Annotated in this window: 21 protein-coding genes; 16 read left to right on the plus strand and 5 right to left on the minus strand. The window is 55.1% G+C overall.

Translation table 11 applies throughout. The features are described 5' to 3' along the window. Positions 1-20 precede the first annotated feature (20 nt). Positions 21-641 (minus strand): TetR/AcrR family transcriptional regulator, encoded by a 621-nt coding sequence (locus tag B5G03_RS02875; protein WP_087180273.1) that lies wholly within the window; start codon positions 639-641, stop codon positions 21-23. Between the two features lie 166 nt (positions 642-807). Here B5G03_RS02875 and B5G03_RS02880 point away from each other — a divergent pair, with 166 nt between their 5' ends. The 3 genes from B5G03_RS02880 (at position 808) to B5G03_RS02890 (ending at position 4985) form a co-directional block, all read left to right on the plus strand. Then, a complete protein-coding gene (locus B5G03_RS02880; RefSeq protein WP_087180274.1) occupies positions 808-1437 on the plus strand; it encodes a TetR/AcrR family transcriptional regulator in 630 nt (209 codons plus the stop codon). 75 nt (positions 1438-1512) lie between these two features. Further along, the gene (locus tag B5G03_RS02885; RefSeq protein ID WP_087180275.1) at positions 1513-3258 is read left to right on the plus strand and encodes an ABC transporter ATP-binding protein; all 1746 of its coding nucleotides are present in this window, start codon (positions 1513-1515) and stop codon (positions 3256-3258) included. Further along, positions 3255-4985, plus strand: coding sequence for an ABC transporter ATP-binding protein (locus B5G03_RS02890; protein WP_087180276.1), 1731 nt, complete (start codon positions 3255-3257; stop codon positions 4983-4985). The genes B5G03_RS02885 and B5G03_RS02890 overlap by 4 nt, the downstream gene beginning before the upstream one ends. A 110-nt stretch (positions 4986-5095) precedes the next feature. On the opposite strand, the gene B5G03_RS02895 is transcribed toward B5G03_RS02890, so the two are convergent. Next, a complete protein-coding gene (locus B5G03_RS02895; RefSeq protein WP_087180277.1) occupies positions 5096-6970 on the minus strand; it encodes a heavy metal translocating P-type ATPase in 1875 nt (624 codons plus the stop codon). Positions 6971-7073: 103 nt separating this feature from the next. Next, positions 7074-7349 carry a metal-sensing transcriptional repressor gene (locus B5G03_RS02900; RefSeq protein WP_087180278.1) on the minus strand — a complete coding sequence of 92 codons (276 nt, stop codon included), beginning with the start codon at positions 7347-7349 and terminating at the stop codon, positions 7074-7076. Between the two features lie 393 nt (positions 7350-7742). On the opposite strand from B5G03_RS02900, the gene B5G03_RS02905 reads away from it, so the two are divergent. The 10 genes from B5G03_RS02905 to B5G03_RS02950 all read left to right on the plus strand — a co-directional run bounded on the left by B5G03_RS02905 (position 7743) and on the right by B5G03_RS02950 (position 18360). Beyond that, positions 7743-8528: a ZIP family metal transporter gene (locus tag B5G03_RS02905; RefSeq protein ID WP_087180279.1), complete on the plus strand. Its 786-nt coding sequence runs from the start codon at positions 7743-7745 to the stop codon at positions 8526-8528. An 18-nt stretch (positions 8529-8546) separates the two neighbouring features. After that, positions 8547-9239, plus strand: a complete 693-nt coding sequence (locus tag B5G03_RS02910; protein ID WP_087180280.1) for a class I SAM-dependent methyltransferase — start codon at positions 8547-8549, stop codon at positions 9237-9239. A 42-nt stretch (positions 9240-9281) separates the two neighbouring features. Then, on the plus strand, positions 9282-10097 hold the full coding sequence (locus B5G03_RS02915; protein WP_087180281.1) for a class I SAM-dependent methyltransferase: 816 nt from the start codon (positions 9282-9284) through the stop codon (positions 10095-10097). 24 nt (positions 10098-10121) lie between these two features. Further along, complete coding sequence (locus B5G03_RS02920) at positions 10122-10946, plus strand: class I SAM-dependent methyltransferase (RefSeq protein WP_087180282.1); 825 nt, start codon at positions 10122-10124, stop codon at positions 10944-10946. A gap of 137 nt (positions 10947-11083) precedes the next feature. Then, the gene (locus tag B5G03_RS02925; RefSeq protein ID WP_087180283.1) at positions 11084-11683 is read left to right on the plus strand and encodes an MptD family putative ECF transporter S component; all 600 of its coding nucleotides are present in this window, start codon (positions 11084-11086) and stop codon (positions 11681-11683) included. 1 nt (position 11684) lies between these two features. Then, the gene (locus B5G03_RS02930) at positions 11685-12380 is read left to right on the plus strand and encodes an energy-coupling factor transporter transmembrane component T (RefSeq protein WP_087180284.1); all 696 of its coding nucleotides are present in this window, start codon (positions 11685-11687) and stop codon (positions 12378-12380) included. Further along, a complete protein-coding gene (locus tag B5G03_RS02935) occupies positions 12374-13756 on the plus strand; it encodes an ABC transporter ATP-binding protein (protein WP_087180285.1) in 1383 nt (460 codons plus the stop codon). The genes B5G03_RS02930 and B5G03_RS02935 overlap by 7 nt, the downstream gene beginning before the upstream one ends. An 18-nt stretch (positions 13757-13774) precedes the next feature. After that, complete coding sequence (locus B5G03_RS02940; protein ID WP_087180286.1) at positions 13775-14755, plus strand: AraC family transcriptional regulator; 981 nt, start codon at positions 13775-13777, stop codon at positions 14753-14755. A gap of 60 nt (positions 14756-14815) precedes the next feature. Continuing rightward, complete coding sequence (locus B5G03_RS02945) at positions 14816-16612, plus strand: ABC transporter ATP-binding protein (protein ID WP_087180287.1); 1797 nt, start codon at positions 14816-14818, stop codon at positions 16610-16612. 2 nt (positions 16613-16614) lie between these two features. Further along, on the plus strand, positions 16615-18360 hold the full coding sequence (locus B5G03_RS02950) for an ABC transporter ATP-binding protein (protein WP_087180288.1): 1746 nt from the start codon (positions 16615-16617) through the stop codon (positions 18358-18360). A gap of 74 nt (positions 18361-18434) precedes the next feature. On the opposite strand, the gene B5G03_RS02955 is transcribed toward B5G03_RS02950, so the two are convergent. Further along, positions 18435-19400, minus strand: a complete 966-nt coding sequence (locus tag B5G03_RS02955) for an AraC family transcriptional regulator (protein WP_087180289.1) — start codon at positions 19398-19400, stop codon at positions 18435-18437. Between the two features lie 189 nt (positions 19401-19589). Between B5G03_RS02955 and B5G03_RS02960 the strand changes: the two genes are divergently transcribed. The 3 genes from B5G03_RS02960 to B5G03_RS02970 are packed head-to-tail and all read left to right on the plus strand — an operon-like array spanning position 19590 to position 22440. After that, positions 19590-20201 carry an MptD family putative ECF transporter S component gene (locus tag B5G03_RS02960; protein ID WP_087180290.1) on the plus strand — a complete coding sequence of 204 codons (612 nt, stop codon included), beginning with the start codon at positions 19590-19592 and terminating at the stop codon, positions 20199-20201. Then, complete coding sequence (locus tag B5G03_RS02965) at positions 20198-20923, plus strand: energy-coupling factor transporter transmembrane component T (protein ID WP_087180291.1); 726 nt, start codon at positions 20198-20200, stop codon at positions 20921-20923. Before B5G03_RS02960 ends, B5G03_RS02965 begins: the two co-directional genes overlap by 4 nt. Further along, positions 20920-22440: an ABC transporter ATP-binding protein gene (locus tag B5G03_RS02970; protein WP_087180292.1), complete on the plus strand. Its 1521-nt coding sequence runs from the start codon at positions 20920-20922 to the stop codon at positions 22438-22440. Before B5G03_RS02965 ends, B5G03_RS02970 begins: the two co-directional genes overlap by 4 nt. A 53-nt stretch (positions 22441-22493) precedes the next feature. Here the strand turns inward: B5G03_RS02970 and B5G03_RS02975 are convergent, their stop codons facing one another. Beyond that, complete coding sequence (locus tag B5G03_RS02975; RefSeq protein ID WP_087180293.1) at positions 22494-23498, minus strand: AraC family transcriptional regulator; 1005 nt, start codon at positions 23496-23498, stop codon at positions 22494-22496. Positions 23499-23512: the final 14 nt, after the last annotated feature.

Genomic DNA, 23512 nt, shown 5'->3' on the forward strand with positions numbered 1-23512 from the left:
AGCCTCCGCAGAGGCGTTTTTCATCCCTTGGGGAATCCCAGGGCAGCGTACCAGTCAAAGAGACGGCAGACCAAAGTGCAGTGGCGCTGGATCTCCGGCCAGGCGAAGGCGTGGATAAAGGGCTCGTAAATGGTGGTCCAGAAAGCGGACAGGACTACATGGAGCTCCCCCTGCGTCATATCCACAGTACACAAGCCCCGGCGTCTGGCCTCGGCGTAGTAGGTCCAGGTGCCTTCCGTCATTTTCTCCACCCAGTCGTGCTGGAAGTTGGCGTAAGCGGTGCCCTCCGCTCCGGTGAGCAGCAGCACAAAGCCATCCCGCCGCTCATTGAGAAAGCGGAACCACCACAGCATGTATTCCTCATCCATATACCACGCCCGGATCAGGTCTTCGTCGGAGAGGGCGGATGCCGGCACCGCCGTCCGCTCCTCATAAACAGCATCCAAATCCGCCACCGTATCCGCCACCACAGCGCGAAACAGTTCCTCTTTTCCGGCGTAACGCTTATAAAGAGCCCCGGTTGTCACACCCGCTCGCTGGCAGATGGATTTCAGGGAAGCCCTCTCAAAGCCAAGCGCCAGGAACTCCTCTCTGGCGCTGTCCATGATCCGAGGGTCGATGGAAGTATCCGGTCTTGCCATAACACCCCTCCCGACAAATGATAATTTGATTACCGATAATCTGATTATCAATATAGCATCCCTTTCTATCCCTGTCAAGGGGAAATCCTCTCTTGACAAACTCGCTTTTTGGTTGTATATTCAAAACATCGTTATAAAACACCGTTTTGGATTGTGAGGCGATACCATGGCAAAGCAGATCGAAGGGGTCTATGAAAATGTACTCCGCTGCGCCCGTCAGGAATTTTTGGAAAAAGGCTTTGCTCTGGCCTCCCTGCGGGACATCGCCAAAGCGGCGGGAACCAGCACCGGCTCCATCTATACCCGCTTTACTGACAAGGCGGGATTGTTCCGGGCCCTGGTGGAGCCTGCCGCGGGAGAGCTGAAGCGCCGTTTTTTGGAGATTCAGGAGTCTTTTCACCAGTTTGACGGCCCAACCCAGCAGGAGGAGATGGGGCGTTACACCGCCCATGCCCAGGAGGGACTGTTTGACTACATCTATGAGCACCTGCCGGAGTTTGAACTGCTGCTCCGCCGGGCCGCCGGGACGGAATATGCCCACTATATTGACGAGTTGGTGGAGATCGAAGTCAGTTACACCTACAAATACATGGAGGTCATCGGCTGTGAGAGCGTCCGCTCCGGTCAGGTCACTGAGGACTTGATCCATATCGTTACCACCGCCTACTTCAACGGAATGTTTGAGCCGGTGCGGCACCGCATGGATAAGGCCCGGGCGCTCCACTATATCCGCCAGCTCAACCGCTATCACATGGCAGGATTTGAGACGATTTTTCATCCCGAAAACTTCCGGTAGTGCAAAAGGCCGCTCTCTCGGCGGCCTTTTCATAAAACCAAAGGTTAGCAATAACTAACTAAAGGAGGCTTATTTATGCAGAAAACGCAAAGCCCGCTGCTGCGGCTGTGGCAGCTGGGCAGGGAACATCACGGCGGCCTGATCGCCGCCATCTTCTGCGCGGTGGCGGGTGTCCTGCTGGGTCTGCTGCCGTATCTCTCAGCGGGGCACATCCTGGTAGCGCTTTTGACCGGGCAGCGGGACTGGAACTTCTATCTTCTGTGGTGTATGGTGGCCCTGGGGGGCTATCTGGCCAAAACCCTGCTTTACAATCTGGCGCTCTCCCTCTCCCACAAGGCCACCTTCCAGATCCTGCGGGACATCCGGAAGATGGTTCTGTCCAAAATGCCCCGCTTACCCTTGGGAGACATTCTGGACACCTCCAGCGGACGGCTCAAACAAATCGTGGTAGATCAGGTGGAGAGTATGGAGACGACGCTGGCCCACCTGCTGCCGGAGATGACCTCCAATCTGCTGGCGCCGGTATGCGTTCTCGTGTATCTGTTTACGCTGGACTGGCGTATGGCATTGCTGAGTCTGGTGTCCATTCCTGTGGGCATGGCTTTTATGATGGCCATCATGGGCAGCTATGGCAAGGACTATCAGGGTGCGGTGGAGACGACCCAGGCCATGAACGAGACCATTGTGGAGTACATCGGCGGCATTGAGGTCATCAAGGCCTTCAATCAGGGAAAGAACTCCTATGAGAAGTTCTCCTCCCGGGTACGGGCCAATGCTGCCTACTACTACAACTGGATGAAGAAATGCCAGTTTGGAATGGCGCTGGCCTATGCCATCGCTCCCACCACGCTTATTACGGTGCTGCCTGTGGGCTGGATCTTCTACACGGACGGCAGCTTGTCCGCAGAGGTATTTCTCACCACCATCATCCTGTCCATGAGTATTGTGGGACCTCTCATTGCCGCCATGGGCTTTGTGGATAATCTTGCCAAGGTAGGTACCATCGTAGGTTCGGTGGACGAGATCCTCCTGAAGCCGGAGCAGGATCACGGAACACAGCCGGCACAGCTGGGAAAACCGGATATCGCCTTGGATCATGTTTCCTTTGGATATGCTCAGGACAAGGAGATCCTCCACAACATCTCCCTCACCATTCCGGCCGGCAGCCTCACCGCTTTGGTTGGACCCTCCGGTTCGGGCAAGTCCACCATTGCCAAGCTCATCGCCGGTTTCTGGGATGTGACCGAGGGCCGCATTACCCTGGGCGGCGTGGAGGAAAGCCGTATCCCGCTGGAACAACTCTACGAACACGTGGCCTTTGTTTCTCAGGACAATTACCTCTTTGACGATACCATCCGGGAAAATATCCGTATGGGCCGGGTAAATGCCACGGATCAAGAAGTGGAACAAGTCGCCAAAGCCGCCGGATGCGACGGTTTCATCCGCCAGTTGGAGCATGGCTATGACACCCGGGTGGGCGGCGGAGGCGCCCATCTCTCCGGAGGAGAGCGGCAGCGTATCGCCATCGCCCGGGCTATGCTGAAAAACGCCCCTGTGGTGATTCTGGACGAGGCCACCGCCTATATTGATCCGGAGAATGAAGCGGTGGTTCAGCGGGCGGTGGCAAAACTGGTGGAAGGCAAGACAGTCATCGTCATTGCCCACCGCCTGTCCACCATTACCGGCGCGGATCAGATCGTGGTGGTGAAGGACGGAAGCATCGAGACGCAGGGAACACATGAAGAACTGCTGCAGCAGTGCCAGTTGTACGCCGATCTATGGCAGGCTCACATGGGCGTAAAGGAGGGTGAAACGGTATGATTGAGACATTCAGAAGCATCCGGCGGTTTGCCGGTGAGGAACAGCGCAACGTCCGGCGTTCGGTGATCGCCTGCTTTTTCAATGCGGTGTTCCATATGTTTGAGATCGCCGCCATCTACTACACCATCCTGGCTCTGCTGGATGGAAAAACCGGCCCTGCCACGGCGTGGCAGGCGCTGGGCCTGTTGGCAGTCAGTATTCTGGGCAGCGCCGTGACCAGATATTTCTCCCAGCTTGAGCAGACCCACGCCGGGTACTTCATGGCGGCCAATAAGCGCGTGGTCATCGGGCAGCGGATGAAATCCGTCCCTATGGGCTACTTCAACGACAACAGCCTGGGAGAGCTCACCGGGGTCTGCACCACCGTGCTGGACAATGTGGAGTCTGTGGCTCCTATGGTACTGGTGACCATGTTGGGTGGGCTGCTCAACGCTCTGGTCTTTACGGTGATGATCCTGATTTTTGACTGGCGGATCGGTCTTATTGTGGTGGTGGCCACCGCGGTTTATCTGTTTATCACCTCTGCCATGGAGCAAAGATCCGCCTCGCTCGCCCCGCACCGTCAGAAATCCGAGGCCAAGCTGGTGGAGGCGGTACTGGAGTATGTGCAGGGCATGAGCGTGGTGAAGTCCTTCAACCTCACCGGACGGGGTGACCGCACCTTGCAGGAAGCACTGGAATACAACTGCCGCAGCAACCTGAACATCGAAAAGATGTTCACCCCTTATATTATGGCGCAGGGGATCGCGCTCCAGCTGGGAAGCGTGGCCATGATGCTTGCGGCGGTATGGTTCTATCTCTCCGGAACGATGATTCTGGCCAACGCTCTGATGGTGGTCATCATGTCCTTCCTGGTCTTTGCTCAGATCTCCTCGGCGGGCAGCGGCATGTCCCTGCTGCGTATCGTCAGCAGCTGCATGGCCCATGCCGATGAGACGGACGCCATGCCCCAGCTGGCAGAGACCGGTCGGGCCGGCACGCCCAGGGAGCACAGCATTACCTTCGACCATGTTTCGTTCTCTTATGACCAGCGGCCTATCCTGCGGGATGTATCCTTCGCCATCCCGGACAGAACCACCACCGCCATCGTGGGCCCCAGCGGTTCCGGGAAAACCACACTGTGTAATCTCATCGCCCGGTTCTGGGATGTGGAGAGCGGCACCGTCCTTGTGGGCGGTCAGAATGTGAAGGACTATACTCTGGAGGACCTGATGGATCAGATCTCCATGGTATTTCAGAAGGTCTATCTCTTTGCCGACACGGTGGAAAACAACATCAAGTTTGGATGCCCCAATGCCACCCACGAGGAAGTGGTGGCTGCGGCGAAGAAAGCCTGTTGCCACGACTTCATTCTCACCCTGCCCCAAGGCTACGACACCGTCATCGGCGAGGGTGGTTCCAGCCTTTCCGGCGGCGAGAAGCAGCGCATCTCCATCGCACGGGCTATCCTGAAGGATGCTCCCATCGTGATTCTGGATGAAGCCACCGCCAATGTAGACCCGGAGAATGAGGACCGGCTGCAAAAGGCCATTGAAGCCCTGACTCGGAACAAGACCATTCTGATGATCGCGCACCGGCTGAAGACGGTCCGCAATGCGGATCAGATCCTGGTGCTGGACGATGGACAGATCGTTCAGCGGGGCACCCACAGCCAGCTCATGGCCCGGGAGGGCTTGTATCAAGCGTTCGTATCCGGCCGTAAAGAGTCCGGCCAGTGGAAGCTCTAAGAGGAGGAACGCCCAAACCGTTATAAATGAGGAGTGCTGTCACCGGATACATTCCGGTGGCGGCACTCCCTCTTTTGGATTCATATGTTTTTATCGAATGTGAAATAGCATTATCTTTTTTCCCAATTCAATAAAATTGCAGAGTTTGCTATAACAAGTACTGAGCCCGTATTATGTACTAATGCTCCGACTACAGGGTTCAAAGTCCCGCTGATGGCGAGAATGATGGCCAAAAAATTAAGAGCCATAGAAAATGTCAGATTGCACTTGATCGTTGTCATCATTCGCTTGGAAAGCTCAATCAAATGCGGCAGTTCCTTTACTTCGTCATCTACCAGCGCGATATCTGCTGCGTCTACAGCAATGTCGCTGCCAACGCCGCCCATAGCGATGCCCACATCTGCTTTTTTCAAGGCTGGAGCATCATTGATGCCGTCCCCGATCATGCACACGGGTTTCCCTGTTTCCTGATATGCGCCAATGGAATTCAGCTTGTCCTCTGGTAAGCAATTGGCGTGTACTTCATGAATGTCCAGCTGACCTGCAATGGCGTTTGCGGCACTCTCATGATCTCCGGTCAACAATACCGGCTGTACATTTAGTTCAAAAAGCGTATGGATCATATCTGCGCTTTCTTTCCGCAGCGTATCGGAGAGAGTGAGATAGCCGGCAAGCATACCGTCTGCCGAAAGATAGATAATAGTCCCGCCCTTGCAGATCGTTTCATCCACTGTGGGAACCGATTCCATAAAGACGCCATGTTCATTCAAAAGTTCCAGATTACCTGCCAGGAGTTCTGCTGCCTCTGTTTGTGCGCAAACTCCTCTGCCGGGAATCATCTGGAAATGATGCACTGGTTCCAGTTCCGCACCGTATTCGCTTTTATAGCAGTTTACTACGGCTTTGCCCAGAGGGTGTTCTGACAGCAGTTCAACAGAAGCGGCCAAACGATAAATCTGTTCTTTTGTATATTGATCGGATACGCTTACAACATCCATGACTTTTGGCTTCCCGTATGTAAGCGTGCCTGTTTTGTCAAAGGCTATTACTTTTACATTTGCGAGCCGCTCCAGCGCATCCCCCTCGCGCACCAAAAAGCCGTGTTTTGTGGCGTTTCCGATGGCGGCCATGATTGCGGTAGGGGTAGCCAACACCAGAGCGCAGGGGCAAAATACCACCAGAATGGTTACGGCACGGATGATCTCCCCTGTGATAAGCCAAGTGATGGCTGCGGCACTCAAGGCGATCACAACGATCCAGGTTGCCCAACGATCGGCAAGCCCTACAATTTTGGCTTTTCCTGCATCTGCACTCTGCACCAGACGGATCATACGCTGAATCGAACTGTCCTCACCCACCTTTGTGGCTTCCATCTCAAAAGCGCCGAACTGATTCACTGTGCCGCTGGACACTTCGTCCCCCACTGTCTTGTCTACGGGCAGTGATTCACCAGTCATCACAGCCTGATTGATCGAGGTTTGCCCAGATACGATTCTGCCATCCACCGGCACGCTTTCTCCCGGCAGAACGCGGAGCAGATCTCCAACCTGCACCTGTTCAGCAGGAACAATGTTTTCCTTTCCATCGCGCAGCACCCGAGCCGTTTGGGGTGTCAGATGCACCAACTTTTCAATCCCGGCGCGGGCTTTGGCTACAGTCAGTTCCTCCAGTAGGCTGCCAAGCTGCATGATAAACGCCACTTCACCTGCGGCAAAATCTTCACCAATCGCAACAGAGGCAATCAGAGCCAATGATACCAGCACATCCGCCTTTATATCGAAGGAGGTGACCAGACCAATAATCGCCTCTAAAATAATCGGAATACCACACAGGATAATCGCAATCCATGCCATATCAAAAGGAAATGGACGGACATCCAGCAGGCTAAGCAGCACTGCAGCTCCGGAGATAATTAAAAAGATAATATCCTTTTTGATGCCGCCCAATTCCAATAACGATTCGAGCCTTTTGACAAGCACTTTCATGATTGTTCCTCTCTTTCATACGGTAGGGGGTATATGTATATTATACCCATGGGGGTATATTTTGTCAAGAAATAAAGCAGCCTTTCGGCTGCCTCATTTGGTATTAACCCATGTTGGAAAATCGTTCTACAGCTTTTGTAAAACTTTCGATTGTTTTATCCGCATCCCCGTGCTCAATGCCATCCCGGACACAGTGGCGAATATGCCCCTCCAAAACCACCTTTCCGCATCCGTGAAGCGCAGATTTGGCAGCATTGATTTGAGCAAGAACATCCTCACAGGGGACATCTTCATCTATCATTCGGTCAATCGCCTGAACCTGACCAATGATTTTCTTGAGTCTGCGGTGCAGATTATCCGCATCCATGCACTGTCTCACAATAGTCGCCTCCATACCATTAGGGGTATATGTAAAGTATATCGAACTTGCAGCGTATTGTCAATCTGCAGCTGGATCGGAAGGGGTATAAAAAGCGATTGGTTCCATGTACTCATAAATCTGGAAAAGCGACTTAGAGGGAAAATGATTTATAAATAGAGAAAATAACTTGACTGGTTAGCGATGGCTAACTATAATCAAGATAGAGTACCTACCCTTAAAAAGTTGGACTATGGAGAAGCGCGAAATCAAAATGGGTTCCGTACAGGCGTTCCTCATCCTGCGTTCTATCATTTCCGTCAGCCCTGGCATTGCTGGCCGACGGACCTATGTGCCTCCGGAGCATCCGGATAGACTTTACAGAAAACCACTGCGGTAAGATTGGAGGAGAATATGCCGATTGAGCTATGGCAAGGGCTGCTGATTCCCTTTGCGGGGACGACGCTGGGTGCGGCCTGCGTCTTTTTTATGCGAAACAATTTGGGTGAGATGGTACAGCGTGCGCTCACCGGCTTTGCGGCGGGGGTCATGGTGGCGGCTTCCATCTGGAGCCTGCTGCTGCCCGCAATGGAGCAGGCGGCGGACATGGGGCGGTGGTCCTTTGTCCCCGCCGTTGCAGGTTTTTGGCTCGGCATCCTCTTCCTGCTGGGACTGGATCGGCTGATTCCGCATCTGCACCGCGGCAGCGCGGAGGCCGAGGGCATCAAAAGCAGTCTTGGAAAAACAACCATGCTGACCTTGGCTGTGGCGCTGCACAATATTCCGGAAGGAATGGCGGTCGGGGTGGTCTATGCCGGGTGGCTCTACGGAGACAGCGGTATCACGCTGGCGGGGGCGCTGGCTCTTTCTCTGGGAATTGCCATTCAGAACTTCCCGGAGGGCGCGATCATTTCCATGCCCCTGAAAGCGGAGGGGGTCTCCAAATCCCGCTCCTTCCTGTATGGGACGCTGTCCGGCGCAGTGGAGCCCATAGGTGCGATTCTGACCATCCTTCTGGCGGGGATTTTGGTTCCGGTACTGCCTTACGCCCTGAGCTTTGCCGCCGGAGCGATGGTCTATGTGGTAGTGGAAGAATTGATCCCGGAGATGTCAGTGGGAAAGCACTCCAATATAGGGACTATTCTGTTTGCAGTCGGTTTTACCCTCATGATGACGCTGGATGTGGCGCTGGGTGCTTGAGTGAGTGAAGGTGAAAAAATGGGACAAGAAGAGCGGATTCAAAACGCCTACCGGGGATTGGGAGGCAAACGGACATTTTATGATGGCATGATCACCTGTTCCACCCTGTCAGGCCGGGCGGTGTGCCGTCTGGTATGGGGAATGGGCCGGGCGGAAACCCAGGACTACCTTTGCGTCGCCCTTTCCGGAATACCGGAGGGGTTTTCCGGAAGACTGCTGGAAGTCCCCGTGGGTACCGGTATCCTGACCATGCCCCTCTATCGGGAAATGCCGGAGGCGGAGATCACCTGCCTGGATTACTCGCCGGAGATGCTGGAGCGGGCAAAATTCCGGGGCGAGGGACTTGCCCATGTGCGCTTTCAGCAGGGGGATGTGGGGGCGCTGCCCTTTGGGAACAGCAGCTTCGACATCGTGCTCTCGCTCAACGGCTTTCATGCGTTTCCGGACAAGGAGGCCGCCTGGCGGGAGATCTTTCGTGTACTGCGGCCCGGCGGGATCTTCTGCGGCTGCTTCTATGTGACGGGGCAAAACCGCCGCACCGACTGGATAATCCGCAGGCTGTATGTGCCAAAGGGCTATTTCACCCCGCCCTTTGAGACGGCGGAGAGCCTGCGGCATCGTCTGGAGGAAACATTCGGGCCGGCAAAGGTCCGCACCGTTCAAAGCATGGCGTCCTTTGTCTGCCGGAAGGCGAAGGAGAAACACCCGTAAACGAATTGTACACAAATATTAAATGACAGGGAGGAAAATCGAATGCAGCAAAAGCGTAATCAACAAGCAGAAATCCGTCTCGGCAGCCACGGCGAAGACTACGGGAGCTGGATGTCCAATCCCGTGTTCTATATTATCGGCGGCATCACGGCGCTGGCCGTGGTTTTAGCCGCACTCTCCTTTTCGGTGTTCCATATCACGGTTCTTGGCGTTCTGTTCTCTGTTGTTGCAGCGGCGCTGGCAGCCCTGCTGGTCTGGATCACATGGATCAGGCGCCAGTATGCCTTTGGCGGCGGCGGGATCATGGAACAGGTTCACCGGGTCGTTCTCTCTCATCTGGACTATGACGGCCAGGGCAGTCTCTTGGAAGTCGGCTGCGGCTCCGGAGCCCTGTCGATCCGTGCGGCCCTGACCTGGCCGGAGTCAAAGGTCACTGGCATGGACTACTGGGGAGCTGTTTACAATTATAGCAAGGCTCTCTGTGAGAAAAACGCCGCCAGCGAGGGTGTGGCCTCCCGGTGTGTGTTCCGGCATGGCGACGCCAATCATCTGGATTTCCCCGATGAGAGTTTTGACGCGGTCATCAGCAACTATGTCTACCACAATATCATGGGAGCCGATATGCACAAGCTGCTGCTGGAGAGCCTGCGGGTGCTGAAAAAAGGAGGCGTCTTTGCTCTGAACGATGATATGAAGCCCAAGCTGTACGGCGATATGGATGTCTTTGCCCAAAAACTGCGGGAGATGGGCTATCAGGATGTCCGGCTCATTGATACCGCAGAAGAAGCCTTCGGCTCCCACCGCCGGGCTGCCATGATGATGCTGGGCTCTTCCCGGCTGCTTGTGGGCAGAAAGTAATTCGTCCAAATAGGAGGGTTGACCATGTCCAAGTTGGGTGTTGTAGAGGACACGCTGTTTGTCCCCATGCTGGGCAGGATCTATGCCAGCGAGTACTGCCCGCAGATCCTGTACGATCCAAAGGCGCTGGAACTGAAAAAGAAACTGCCTTCCAGCCTGCCGGAGCAGGACGGACAGAGCCAGTATACTCTGCTGGCCTCCGCCGCCCGGTCCGCCAATATGGATCGGTACATCCGGGCCTTTCTGGAGCGCAGGCCGGACGGTGTGATCGTCCAGCTGGGCTGTGGCCTGGAGACGGTCTATTACCGCTGCGACAATGGAAGGTCGCACTGGTATGCCGTGGATCTGCCCCATGTGGTGGAGTACCGGCGAGAGCTGCTGCCGGAGCCGGAGCGAGAGACCTATCTCGCCGGAGACGCCTTTGCCGAGGACTGGATCAAGCAGATCCGCGCCGATGTGCCGGATGCTCCTATTCTGGTCACCGCCGGCGGCCTGTTTCACTATTTTGAGGAAAGCAAGGTTGTGGGACTCCTGCGGATGCTCACGGGGTTTGGAGAGATCGAAATCGTCTTTGACTCCGTGAGTAAAAGCGGTATGGCCATGATGCGGAAAAAGTACATGAAGCAAGTGGGCCACGGAGATGCGCAGATGTTTTTCTATGTGGATTCCGCATCGGTGCTGGCCGGAAAAATCGGCAGTGGGGTCAGGGTGCTGGCTGAGGAGCCTTATTACCGCCATATCCCCCGAACCGGATTGAAGCTGTCCACCAAGGTCAGCATGGCAGTTTCGGACAGATTCTGTATGGTGAAGATGGTGCATCTCTGTCACGGCAATAAATCTATTGACTAAACGGGATAAAGCTGTCCAATCGGAGCGGAAAGAACGGCGATGTGTCGCTATACTCAGTAAGGAGGGGCGCGCTGAGCGCCTTTTCTCAGAAATAACGGTTAGCATAATCTAACTATGTTGAAGGAGAGCGGTACATCATGAACACGCAGAAAAAAGGGATGACGGGAAAGGACATCATTACGGTGGGAATTTTCTCCGCCATCTACTTTGTCATCAACTTTGCTTTTATGCTTCTCAGCGGTCTGCATCCCCTGCTTTGGATCTTGATGCCCGGCCTGATCGCTGTATTTGCGGGGATCCCATTCCTGATGATGTGTACTAAGGTGCCAAAGACCGGCGCAGTGGTCCTGATGGGCTTTATTACGGCCTTGATCTACTTTGTTACTGGCCAATTTACGGTGGTGATTCTCATTGCTTTTGCGGTGAGCTGCATCCTGGCGGAGCTTTGCCGGATCTGTAGCCATTACCGGTCTTTCCGTGGCAACGCTTTGGCCTACGTATTTTTCTCGCTGGGGATGATCGGCTCCCCGCTGCCTGTCTGGATCATGCGGGACAGCTTTCTGGCGCAGATCAGCCAGCAGGGAATGCCGGAAGCCTATGTCTCCACCTTGGCGGCATTGACTTCTCCGGGCATGATCGTGGTTCTGGTGGGGGCGCCTATCGTGGGAGCTATTCTGGGTATCCTGCTGGCCAGGGGAATGTTCCGCAAGCACTTTGAGAAGGCGGGGATTCTGTAACATGGAGGAGGCGCAGCGCTGTTTGGTGTTCGACCCCAGGGTGGGGCTTGCTCTGCTGGTCTTCGCCAATCTGGCAGCCTTTAGTGAGCAGCCCTTTTGGATGGAAATGACATGGATCGGTTTTCTCCTGCTCCTGATGCTGCTCCATCACTGCTTTGCTATGGCGGGGAAAAGCCTCTTGATTTTCGGGGGAATCCTGTGCCTGCAATACTGGATTCTGCCGGCCGCGCCGGGATGGGCTGCTACCAGCTTCTCTATTTTTGCCAACTATGCCCGCCGGATGATGCCCTGCCTGATGATCGGCTTTCTGATGCTTCGCCGGACGCCTATGCCTTATTTGGTGGCTGGAATGCGGAAGATCCATTTTCCTCAGAGGCTGATCGTAGCCGTCTCGGTGACGCTGCGGTACTTTCCCGCCATTCGGGAAGAGACAGGCTATATCCGGGATGCGATGCGGTTGCGGGGCATCCGGGGATTGGCAAAACTGGAGGGGATCATGGTTCCCCTGATGGTCTCCGCCACCGGCACCGCGGAGGAGCTGTCCGCGGCGGCAGTGACACGAGGGATCGAGGACCCGGCGCCTAAGACCAGTCTGGTGGAGCTGCGGGCCTCGCCGGTGGACGGCGCCGCGTTCCTTGTGGGCGTGGGGTTGACCGCTGCCCTCCTGGCGGTCAAATTGGGGGTGTTTCCATGGTAAAGCTGCAGGATGTATCCTTTTCCTATACAAAAGATGCGGGCACCCTCACCCATGTGGATCTGACCATCAAACCGGGCGAGTGTGTCCTGCTCTGCGGCGCTTCCGGCTGCGGAAAAACCACCATCACCAAGCTGGTCAACGGCTTGATCCCGGCATTTACGGAGGCCTGCACGCTGACCGGACAGGTCCTGCTCCACGGCGCGCCGGTGCGGGAACAGCCTCTTTACCAGCTGGCCCGGCAGGTGGGGTCTGTTTTCCAGAACCCCAAAAGTCAGTTTTTCAATCTGGATTCCGACAGCGAGCTGGCTTTTGGCCTGGAAAACCAGGGTGTGGCCCGGGGCGAGATCCTCCGTCGGCTGGATGATACCACCGACCGCCTGCATCTGAAGCGGTTGAGGGGGCGGAACATCTTTGCCATGTCGGGCGGAGAAAAGCAGCTGCTGGCCTTTGCCTCGGTCTATGCCATGGGGCCGAAGCTCTACATTCTGGATGAGCCTACGGCCAATTTGGATCGGGAAACCATCGAAAGACTCCATGATCAAATCGCATACCTGAAACGTCAGGGGCACACCATTCTCATTGCGGAGCATCGGTTGTACTTTCTGGCGGATCTCATAGATCGGGCTGTCTATCTGCGGGACGGGATCGTGGAGCGGATCTGGAGCGGAGCAGAATTCCGGCGGCTGGCTGAGACAGAACGGATCGCTCTGGGTCTTCGCACGCTCACGCCTACTCAGGTGACTCTACCGGCCGCCCGCGCTGCGGGGGAACAGAATGGATTGTCTGTGGAGGGCCTGTACTGCCGGTACAAGCGGGAGCCGCCGGTATTTCAAAACCTTTCCTTCTCCGCCCGCCCGGGGGAGGTGCTTGCCATCACAGGCGACAACGGCGTTGGAAAGAGTACTCTTTCCCGCTGCCTGTGCGGCCTGATGCCGGAGAGTGCCGGAACGATCCGCCTCAACGGCCGCGTCCTTGGTCCGAAGCAGCGGCAGCGGATCGCCTACTGCGTCATGCAGGATGTGAACCATCAGCTCTTTTCCGACAGTGTGTGGGGAGAGTGTCGGCTGGCTGCGGAAGGGCTCTCCGACCAGCGCATTCAGGAGGTATTGGACCGACTCCATTTGCTTGCGTTCCGGGAAAAGCACCCTATGGCCCTCTCCGGCGGGCAGAAGCAGCGTTTGGCGGTGGCTACCGCCATGCTGTCCCAAAAGCCGCTGCTGGTATTCGACGAGCCCACCAGTGGTCTGGACTATGCAAGAATGCAGGAAGTGGCCTGTTGCGCACGGGAACTGGCGGACGGGGGGCGGGTGGTTCTGGTGGTGACACATGACCGCGAATTTCTCCAGTGCGCCTGTGATCGAGTCCTGGAACTTTGAGAAAGGAGCTGAGCCGCAGTGGCATTGTTACAGGACAGCCAGCCGGATCTGCGCCTCTTGGCCAAGAGCGGTGGGTGCAGCGTTTATCAGCTGCGAAATGAGAGCGGCGAGGGAACCATGACCGTCTACGAGGTGTTCCCCGGCGCTACCATCCTGTATAACGATTTCCACATGGCCTATTGCGACTCCTCTTTTGAGACCCGGCAGGATCTCCTCTGCATCGACTATTGCCGGGAGGGCCGGATGGAATACGCTGTGGGCAACGACGCGTTCTCCTATGTGGAGGCAGGTGACCTGAAAGTGGATCGCCGCCTGAAGCACAAAGGATACTTTTCTCTCCCGTTGTCCCACTATCATGGCATCTCCATGTGCTTTGACCTGTCCATGGCACCCGTGGAACTGGCTCGTCTGGCGGGAGACTATCCTTTGGATCTGGCCGCCATTCAGCGGAAATTCTGCCCGGATGCCCGGCCGCAGGTCATTCATGGCGCACCCTCGGTGGATCACATTTTCCAGGAGCTTTGTGCCGTACCGGAGCGGATCAAAATGCCCTACTTCCGGGTAAAGATTCTGGAGCTGCTGCTGTATCTCGACGCCCTGGAATTGGGAAGCGGAACGGAAAAACCGTATTTTTACCGTTCCCAGGTAGAAACGGTAAAGGCCATCCGCTCCTATCTGGTGGAGCATCTGGAGCAGCATATCACATTGGAGGCTCTGTCCAGACAGTACCAGATACCTTTGACCACCATGAAGGCCTGCTTCAAAAGTGTATATGGCAGTCCGGTGAACACCTATATGCGGGCACTGCGGATGGATCGGGCGGCTCTGCTGCTTCGAAAAGAACCGGAGGCCAGCGTTACAGAGATCGCCGGAGCGGTGGGCTATGATAGCGCAAGCAAATTTGCCGCGGCTTTCCGGGCGGTGAAGGGACAAACTCCGTTGGAATATCGACGGGGAGGCGGGAACCCCGTTCTCTCTTTTCCTGACGAAACGGAGTGATGCCGGCCGGGCGGAGCGGCAAGCACGGGTAAGAACCGATACAATAGGGCATGGTGAGAGATGTCTCACCATGCCCTATTTTTTGAAAGGAGTGGTTTTGTGAAACAACGCAGCTGGCTGGCCATCCTGCTCTCCTTTGCCGGTCCCTGCCGGGGAAAGCTGGTCTTGTCTGTTATATGCGCAATTATCAGCGTGGTGGGGGGCTTTGTGCCGTATCTGGGGGTCTATGAGATCCTTCGCCTGTTTATCCATCAGTCGGCCTCCGGAACGGAGCTTCTCCGATGGGCTGGAGTGTGTCTGGCGGGATATACGGTCAAGGTGGCTTTTTACGCCTTTTCTACTATGCTGGCTCATGTGTCTGCCTACACCATTTTGGAGGGCCTGCGCCGTCAAGTGGCCCATAAGCTGATGCACGCCCCCTTGGGGAGTGTGCTGTCGAAGCCCGTCGGTTCCCTCAAAAGCACCATCGTGGATCGGATCGAGGACATTGAGCCGCCGCTGGCCCACATGATACCGGAATTGAGTTCCAATGTGCTGCTGCCCATCGTGGTGGTGATCGCCCTCTTTGCCATGGATTGGCGGATGGGCCTTGCCTCCCTTGCCACGATTCCGGCCGCGCTGATCCCCATGGCGGCGGGCCTGCGGACTTACAACGAAAAATATGCCGCCTATATGTCGGCCAATGCTCAGGTCAACAGCATTATTGTCGAGTATGTGGAGGGCATCGAGGTGGTAAAGGCCTTCAACCAGAGCGGTGCCTCCTATGAGAAATTCGTCCGGGCAGTGACCAGTTTTCGTGACTTCACGCTGGATTGGTTCCGCTGCACCTGGAAGTCCATGAACCTGTGCCTGTCTATCCTGCCTACCACGCTGCTGGCCACCCTGCCAGTTGGGATCGCCCTGTATCAGACCGGCGTCCTGGACCCGGCCCGGCTGGCTCTGTGCTTGATGCTGGTGCTGGGTATCGTGTCCCCGCTGGTGCAGGCTGCAGCCTTTCTCAATTCCATGAAGAGCATGGAATTTGCCGTCCGGGACACTCGGCATCTGCTGGATCTGGAGGAGCTGCCCGAGGCGTCCGAGCCCGCCCGCCTCTCCGGCAGCGGTATCACTTTGCGGGATGTGTCCTTCTCGTATAGCGGGAAAGAAGAGGACACTGTGCTGCGTCACATTGATCTGGAACTTCCCGCCGGTACCTTCACCGCTCTGGTGGGTCCCTCCGGCGGCGGCAAATCTACGGCAGCCCGGCTTATCGCCCGGTTCTGGGATGTGACGGATGGCCGCATTGCCATAGGCGGTGTGGATATTCGGAATCTCACACTGAAGCAGCTGGCGGATCAGGTCAGTTTCGTGACACAGGACAATTTCCTCTTTGACTGCTCTCTGAAAGAAAACATTCGATTGGGGAAGCCGGACGCCACGGAGGAGGAAGTTTGGGCGGCTGCCCGGGCCGCTCAGTGTGAGGAATTTTTAGAACGGCTGGAGCATGGATGGGATACCCCAGCGGGTGAAGCGGGCAAGCAGCTCTCCGGTGGGGAGCGGCAGCGGATCGCCATCGCCCGCGCGATTCTGAAGGACGCCCCCATTGTCATTCTGGACGAGGCCACCGCCTTTACCGATCCGGAGAATGAGGACAAGATCCAGCGTTCCCTGATGGCGCTCTCCCAGGGGAAAACGCTGCTGGTTATTGCCCACCGGCTGAGCACGATTCAGAACGCCGACCAGATCGTGGTGCTGGAGAAAGGCCGTATTGTGGACAAAGGCACACAGCCGGAGCTGCTCAGCCGATGCCCGCTATATCAAAAGCTATGGCAGGCCCATGTGGGTGCCCAGAATTGGGCAGTTGGAAAGGAGGCTTGACGATGTTTCAGAGTATGAATCGGATTCTGCGTTGGACAAAGGGGTACCACAGACGGCTGTATCTCGGAAGCCTCTGTTCGTTTCTTGCCACCTGGGCCGCCGCCGGGCCGGTGATGCTGGCGGCCTGGGCCCTTGGGCTGGTCATCGAGAGTGCCCAGGAGGGGACGGCGCTGGACGCCAGGCTCCCCTGGCTGTGCCTGGGCGGGATCATCCTGCTGATCGTTCTGCGCTTCGTGTGTGCTTACTGGAAAAACCGGCTCCAGGAGAGTATCGGAACAGAGCGAGCGGCGCAGCAGCGACTGGAACTGGGTGACCTGCTCAAACGGGTTTCCCTGGGGTATTTCTCCAAGAATAACCTGGGCGACATTCTGGCTGCTCTGACCACGGAGCTGAGCACCCTGGAGCTGCAGAGCATGAAGATGGTAGATGCGGTCATCAACGGCTATCTGCAGGTTCTGGTCATCGTTTTGTGCATGGCTTTCTTCTGCCCGGAGGCGGCGCTGGTGGCAGTAGTGGGCGTGCTGCTGTCCGCCTTTGCCCTCCGCGGCATCGGGCGGCAGAGTGCCCGCACCGCTCCGGTGGGACATCGGGCCCAAGAGGCATTGTCCGGGGCGGCCATTGAATACATTCACGGCCTGTCCGTGGTCAAATCCTTCGGACAGGAGGGGGTGTCCTCCCAGCGGTTTTTTGAGGTGTGCCGGGCCAATAAGGACATCCGGATCAAAAACGAGTTTGGCTTTGTGCCCTGGAACTGTCTGCACCTCATTTCCCTGAAGGCCGCAGCTGTTGGCCTGGTGCTCACCGCCGGCTGGCAGACTATGAACGGAACCTTGGAGCTGCCGGTGCTCCTGATGGCTGCCATGTTTTCCTTCACGATCTTCGGCAGTGTGGAGTCCATCAACGACGCCGCCCACATCCTTTCTGTCACGGACTCGGTGCTGGACCGTCTGGAAGAACTGGAGGGAACGGAACTGCCGGATCAGGATGGGAAAGACATCTCTTTGGAGCATTACGACATCTGCTTCGACCATGTCTCCTTCGGTTACGGAACACGGGAGGTGATCCACGATGTTTCCTTCCGGTTGCCGCAGAACAGTGCCACCGCCATTGTAGGGCCGTCCGGCAGCGGGAAGAGCACCCTCTGCGCGCTGCTGGCCCGGTTTTATGATGTGGATCAGGGACGCATCATCGTGGGCGGCCATGACATCCGGGAGATGACCTGCGACAGCCTCCTGCGCAACATTGCCATGGTATTTCAGAATGTGTATCTGTTCCACGACACCATCCGCAATAACATCCGCTTCGGCCGCCCGGACGCCGCTGAGGAGGAAGTGATCGCCGCGGCCAAAGCGGCCCGCTGCCATGACTTCATCATGGCGCTGCCCCAAGGGTACGACACCATGGTGGGAGAAGGCGGCTCCAACCTCTCCGGCGGAGAAAAGCAGCGCATTTCCATTGCCCGGTGTCTGCTGAAGGACGCCCCCATCATCATTCTCGATGAGGCCACCGCCAGCGTGGACCCGGAGAATGAGCATGAGATCCAGGAGGCGCTCTCTGCTCTGGTGCGGGGAAAGACTATCATCACCATCGCCCACCGTCTGGCTACGATCCAAAACGCAGACCGGATTTTAGTGGTGGAGGATGGCCGCATTGCTCAGCATGGCACCCATCAGGAGCTGATGAGCCAAGAGGGAACTTACCGGAACTTTATCGAGATCCGACAGCGGGCTGAGGGCTGGCGGATATAAAATAAGTATGTGGGGAGGCAGATCTGCCTCCCCACATACTGTTTTGGGATGATTCTTTGGATTTTGGCTTTGTATCACTTTCGCTTTGCCATTTTCCTGTACTCCAGCGGGAGCAGGCCGGTGCTTCTTCGAAACAGTTCCGCAAACCGGCTGGATGTAGAATATCCTATCGTTTGAGCAATCTGACCAATTTGCAGATCGGTATGAGCCAGCAGATATTCTGCCTGACTCATGCGGCGCTGCTGTATATACTCTGTGATCGTGCAGCCATAGACCTTCTTGAAGCTGCTTTTGAGCTTTGTCGTACCCATGCAGGCAATTTGTGCCAGGCGTTCTATGGGCACTTCACCAGCGTAATGATCACTCAGATAGGCCGCTACGGTTTGAATCCGTTCCAAATCCTGAGAAACCAGTTTGTGATCTGAAACTGAACGCTTTTTTTGATATTCAACCACCAGAGAGAGCGCCTCGGCTACCTTGCTCTCATAATAGAGTTTAGCTGCAATTCCGGTTCCACGGTAGCTCTGTAGTTCTGATAGAAGCCGGTACATTTCCGGGAAATCTGTTGTTTGGTCGATTTCCCGAAAAGCCTCGATGGGATTCCGATATTCTTCCGGATACTGTTTTTTCAGATAGTCTTCATAATATGCGGGGGTGATCTCGATGCCTATGGATCGAACCGGTATATTTTTGTGGACGATTACTTGATATGGCTTGTATCCGCCCACATAGGTCTTGATACATCCGGCTGACAACCGGCGATACGGAGACAACTCTTCACCGGAGATGGAATCGTAACGGGTAATACTGAGACATTCCGGGAGATCAAATTCCAGCATAAAATCCTTATTGAAAGAGAAGTTGTGTATCTTGATGTCGAACAGATCCCTTTGCCCGTAGGTCCAATAGGAACCTTCGCCAACTTCCGGAGATAGCTTCCAGCAAAGCCCCAGAGGACCATACTGATCATTATCTGGTTCCGGTACAAAACCGTGCTTTTTCAGTAATGGCGCATAGTATTGCTCGATGATACTGGTCATTACAATAGATACGCCTCCCTTGTTTTGCAATGATTAGACGAATTTTTGAAATGATAGGACGAACCTTACTCCAAATGATTGAAAGCAGATTAAACATGGTGTAATTATATATAACGGTTAGCCACATCTAACCAAAGGATAGCATACCTATCTCATAAAGTCAACGCATTGCAAAATAGGAGGATCAACATGAGCAATCAAATCAATCCCGCAAAAAAGAGTCTCACTATCAAGGATCTTGTGACAACCGGCATTTTCAGCGCAATTTTCTTGGTGTTTACCATGATCGGCGGTATTTTCTTTGCACCAAACCCGGTTTTGACATTCTATATGCCGATGGGTGCAGCATTGCTGTGCGGCCCTGTATATCTTCTGATGATCGCCAAGGTGCAGAAGCGGTGGAGCGTCACCATTCTTGGTATCATTATGGGGATCATCTGGTTCGTTACCGGAATGCACTGGGCTTTTTCTTTAGGCTATATCGGAATGGGAATTATCGCCGATCTGGTAGCTGGCGCGGGAGATTACCGCAATAAGGCGGTCAATCTGCTGTCCTATATGCTGATGTCGCTGGGCGGCGTTTACACCTATGTGGTGTTTTTTATTGATCCGCAAGGCTGGGCCAGCACGATGCTGGAAAACGGCACGGAACAGTCCTATATTGACACAATGAGCGCGTCTGCTCCCTCCTGGCTGTTGGCTGTCATCATTATCGGAACGCTGGCGATTGCTGCGTTCAGTGGTTGGATTGGTGGAAAGCTGCTGAAAAAGCAGTTTGAAAAGGCTGGGATCACCGCATGATTGGCGGAGCGTTATCCAGGCGTGGACTGTGGCTGGACCCCAGAACGAAGATATTATTGCTCCTGTTGTGTATCCTTTCTGCCATGATGGCTCCATCCTTATTCTACGAACTGGGTCTTGTGGTGCTGATTGGACTGCTCGGCATTTGTTTTGGAAAGTGGAGGTATGCCTGGAAGGGAGTACTGTTCTATGCGCTGATCGTTCTGCTCACCTTCTGGATTATGGATACCATGACCGGAACTTGGCGCACCATGTTTATCGCTTTTTTAGGGTTGTTCCATAAGGTCTACCCCTGCGGGATGCTGTCCGGCATTGTCATCTCCACTACAAAGGTCAGCGAATTTCTCTCGGCGATGAATCGCATCCATGCACCCCAAAAGCTGGTAATCCCCTTGGCGGTCATGCTGCGTTATATCCCTACTATTCAGGAGGATTGGCGGTTTATCAAGGACGCAATGCGGATGCGGGACGTCTCGCCTTCGCTTAAGGGGTTCCTGACGCATCCCGGAATAACGGTGGAGTGTATCTATGTTCCGTTGATGATGGCGGCATCCAAAGCGGCGGATGAACTGTCCATCGCTTCTATCACCCGCGGCATTGAAAACCCAAAGCCTCGAACTTGTCTGGTGCAGATCCATATCGGGTTGATGGATATTGCGGCAGTCTTTTGCTTTGCAGGCGCACTGGCTGTCGGGCTTTATGGAAAGGGGATGCTGGGATGATCGAGTTAAAGCATGTATCATTTACTTATCAAGGACAAACAGGAGACGGGCTGCAAGACATCAACCTGACCATAGAGGACGGAGAATGTGTTCTGTTCTGTGGCCGGAGCGGCTGCGGAAAGACCACCATCACGAGGCTTGTAAACGGCTTGATCCCACAATTTTACGCAGGAGAGCTGGCGGGCAGCGTACTGGTGGATGGTCAGGAAGTCCGTGATCTTCCCATGCACCAGATTGCCGCAAAGGTTGGATCGGTGTTTCAAAACCCAAGGACACAGTTTTTCAATGTGGATACAGACAGCGAGATCGCTTTTGGTATTGAAAATCAAGCACTCCCAGCTCACCAGCTGAGAGAACGCGTGGATCGGGCATCGGCAGAACTGCACATTGAAAACCTCCGTAATCGCAACATCTTCGAGTTATCCGGTGGAGAAAAGCAAAAGATAGCATTTGCCTCGGTCTATGCGATGAATCCTCAAATATATCTTTTGGATGAACCGTCCTCCAATTTAGATATGCGTTCCATTCAAGAATTGGGAGAACATCTCAAGCTGATCAAATCGCAGGGAAAAACCATATTGATTGCAGAACATAGGTTGTACTATTTGATGGATCTGGTGGACCGGATTGTGTATTTGGAACATGGGAAAATCACACAGGTCTTTACGCCGGAAGCATTTCGGCAGCTGTCGGAGGATACCCGGGAACAAATGGGCCTTCGAGCGATTGATTTGCATCGTGTTCTCCCACCACGGAATCATTCCCTTGCGCCTGTTTCAGATCCTATCTTGGAACTTAACAATGTAGCCCTTCACTATAAGAAGAGGACCATTTTGCACGACATCAACCTTACAGCAGCAAAGGGAGAGGTAATTGGCGTCGTTGGCCACAATGGGGCCGGAAAAACGACCTTTTCCCGTGCTTTGTGCGGGCTTCACAAGGCCTGTGATGGTCAATTCTTTTGGAACGGTCTGTCCATGGATCACAAAGATCGCCTGCGGCATTCCTATATGGTCATGCAGGATGTGAACTACGAGCTTTTTGCGGATAGTGTGGAGTCAGAATGTACATTCGGTATCCGCAATCCGAAACAGACGCTCGTTGACGCAACACTGGAAGAGTTGGCCCTGGCCCCATTCAGAGACCGCCACCCCAATACCCTGTCCGGAGGTCAAAAGCAGCGGGTGGCGGTAGCGGTCAGCATGATTTGTGGGAAAGACCTGCTGGTGTTTGACGAACCGACCAGCGGGCTGGATTTTGACAGCATGACACAGGTCGCAGGTCTGATCCGGCGCCTGTCTGATATGGGAAAAGTCATCTTTATTGTCACACATGATTTTGAATTTGTCAGTCGTACCTGTTCCCGCATCCTCCACTTTGATGAAGGAGAAATGCCCGACGATGTGCCTGTTACCATGGACGCTCTCCCTACATTGAGAGAATTGTTCTCCATTTCAGAAAGCAGGCCGGGACGGACAGAACACAGGAAAAGCCGATTCTGTGCTGCCGATTGCTGACGATTGCAAAAGCCGCATGGCGGAATGTTCCCCATGCGGCCTCTTGGTTTCTATTAAGGATCTTTCCTTTCCATGTCGGTTTTTTCCGTGAAGTAGTTGCAGCATGCTCTGCGGTATTCCGCCGGGGAGCGTCCGGTGTTTCGCCGGAAGATCTCCGCGAAACGGCTGGGATTCTGATACCCAACAATAGCCGCCACCTGGCTCACCGGCAGGTCGGTTTCCCGCAGCAGCCGCCCAGCCTGCTCCGTGCGCTGCCCCTGAATGTACTGGGTAATCGTGCAGCCATACCGGACATGGAAGGCATCCTTCAGCTTGGAAATACTCATGCAGCCAATACGGCTGAGACGTTCCAGCGGCAGTTCATCCGCACAGTGGGCCGTGATGAAGGCTGCCACATCGGCCAGCCGTACCATATCCTCCGCACTGACAGAACGGCGGTTCTTGCGCTTCAGGTGCCGCTCTGCCACCAGCGCCACCGCCTCCGCCACCTTCCCATCATAAAACAAACGGGCGGGAAGCCCCTCCCCCCGGTAGTCGCGCACCTGTTTCAAGAGCTGCACCATTTCCGGGAAGTGTTCTGTCTGATCCAGCGTTTGAAAAGACTCCAGCAGGCTTTGATACTCCTGGGGAAACTGGCGGCGCAGATAATCCCGGTAGTAAGCCGGGGTGATCTCCACGCCAATGGAAACGATGGGGATCTGCCTGTGGATGAGCGCCCGGTATGGTTCCCGACCTCCGATAAAACTTTTGACACAGCCTGGAACAAGACGGCGGCAGGGGGAGAACTCCTCCCCGGAAATGGATTCATACCAGGTGACACTGAGACTCTCCGGCCAATGGAACTCCAGCAGCTGATCCTCATGGAAAAAGAAATCATGGATCTTGATGGTATAGAGATTCTGCTGCCCGTAGGTCCAGAAAAAACCGCCGCCCTGCTGGGAGGTGTGCCGCCAGCACAGCCCCATGGAGCCGTAACGCCGGTTCTCCGGATCTGGAAGAAACCCGTGTTCCTCCATCGCCTGGCCATATTGTTGCTCTAAGTCTTTATTTGCCGCCATAATCTGTCACCACC

Source organism: Gemmiger sp. An50 (assembly GCF_002161595.1).
GTDB lineage: Bacteria > Bacillota > Clostridia > Oscillospirales > Ruminococcaceae > Allofournierella.

What these genes read in the sequence shown, in the direction of transcription:
- B5G03_RS02960 (WP_087180290.1), top strand. Translation starts at nt 19,590, where the DNA reads ATGAGCAATCAAATCAATCCCGCAAAAAAGAGTCTCACTATCAAGGAT.
- B5G03_RS02895 (WP_087180277.1), bottom strand. Translation starts at nt 6,970, where the DNA reads ATGAAAGTGCTTGTCAAAAGGCTCGAATCGTTATTGGAATTGGGCGGC.
- B5G03_RS02920 (WP_087180282.1), top strand. Translation starts at nt 10,122, where the DNA reads ATGTCCAAGTTGGGTGTTGTAGAGGACACGCTGTTTGTCCCCATGCTG.
- B5G03_RS02880 (WP_087180274.1), top strand. Translation starts at nt 808, where the DNA reads ATGGCAAAGCAGATCGAAGGGGTCTATGAAAATGTACTCCGCTGCGCC.
- B5G03_RS02950 (WP_087180288.1), top strand. Translation starts at nt 16,615, where the DNA reads ATGTTTCAGAGTATGAATCGGATTCTGCGTTGGACAAAGGGGTACCAC.
- B5G03_RS02965 (WP_087180291.1), top strand. Translation starts at nt 20,198, where the DNA reads ATGATTGGCGGAGCGTTATCCAGGCGTGGACTGTGGCTGGACCCCAGA.
- B5G03_RS02975 (WP_087180293.1), bottom strand. Translation starts at nt 23,498, where the DNA reads ATGGCGGCAAATAAAGACTTAGAGCAACAATATGGCCAGGCGATGGAG.
- B5G03_RS02970 (WP_087180292.1), top strand. Translation starts at nt 20,920, where the DNA reads ATGATCGAGTTAAAGCATGTATCATTTACTTATCAAGGACAAACAGGA.
- B5G03_RS02935 (WP_087180285.1), top strand. Translation starts at nt 12,374, where the DNA reads ATGGTAAAGCTGCAGGATGTATCCTTTTCCTATACAAAAGATGCGGGC.
- B5G03_RS02915 (WP_087180281.1), top strand. Translation starts at nt 9,282, where the DNA reads ATGCAGCAAAAGCGTAATCAACAAGCAGAAATCCGTCTCGGCAGCCAC.
- B5G03_RS02925 (WP_087180283.1), top strand. Translation starts at nt 11,084, where the DNA reads ATGAACACGCAGAAAAAAGGGATGACGGGAAAGGACATCATTACGGTG.
- B5G03_RS02890 (WP_087180276.1), top strand. Translation starts at nt 3,255, where the DNA reads ATGATTGAGACATTCAGAAGCATCCGGCGGTTTGCCGGTGAGGAACAG.
- B5G03_RS02905 (WP_087180279.1), top strand. Translation starts at nt 7,743, where the DNA reads ATGCCGATTGAGCTATGGCAAGGGCTGCTGATTCCCTTTGCGGGGACG.
- B5G03_RS02875 (WP_087180273.1), bottom strand. Translation starts at nt 641, where the DNA reads ATGGCAAGACCGGATACTTCCATCGACCCTCGGATCATGGACAGCGCC.
- B5G03_RS02930 (WP_087180284.1), top strand. Translation starts at nt 11,685, where the DNA reads ATGGAGGAGGCGCAGCGCTGTTTGGTGTTCGACCCCAGGGTGGGGCTT.
- B5G03_RS02955 (WP_087180289.1), bottom strand. Translation starts at nt 19,400, where the DNA reads ATGACCAGTATCATCGAGCAATACTATGCGCCATTACTGAAAAAGCAC.
- B5G03_RS02945 (WP_087180287.1), top strand. Translation starts at nt 14,816, where the DNA reads ATGTCTCACCATGCCCTATTTTTTGAAAGGAGTGGTTTTGTGAAACAA.
- B5G03_RS02885 (WP_087180275.1), top strand. Translation starts at nt 1,513, where the DNA reads ATGCAGAAAACGCAAAGCCCGCTGCTGCGGCTGTGGCAGCTGGGCAGG.
- B5G03_RS02910 (WP_087180280.1), top strand. Translation starts at nt 8,547, where the DNA reads ATGGGACAAGAAGAGCGGATTCAAAACGCCTACCGGGGATTGGGAGGC.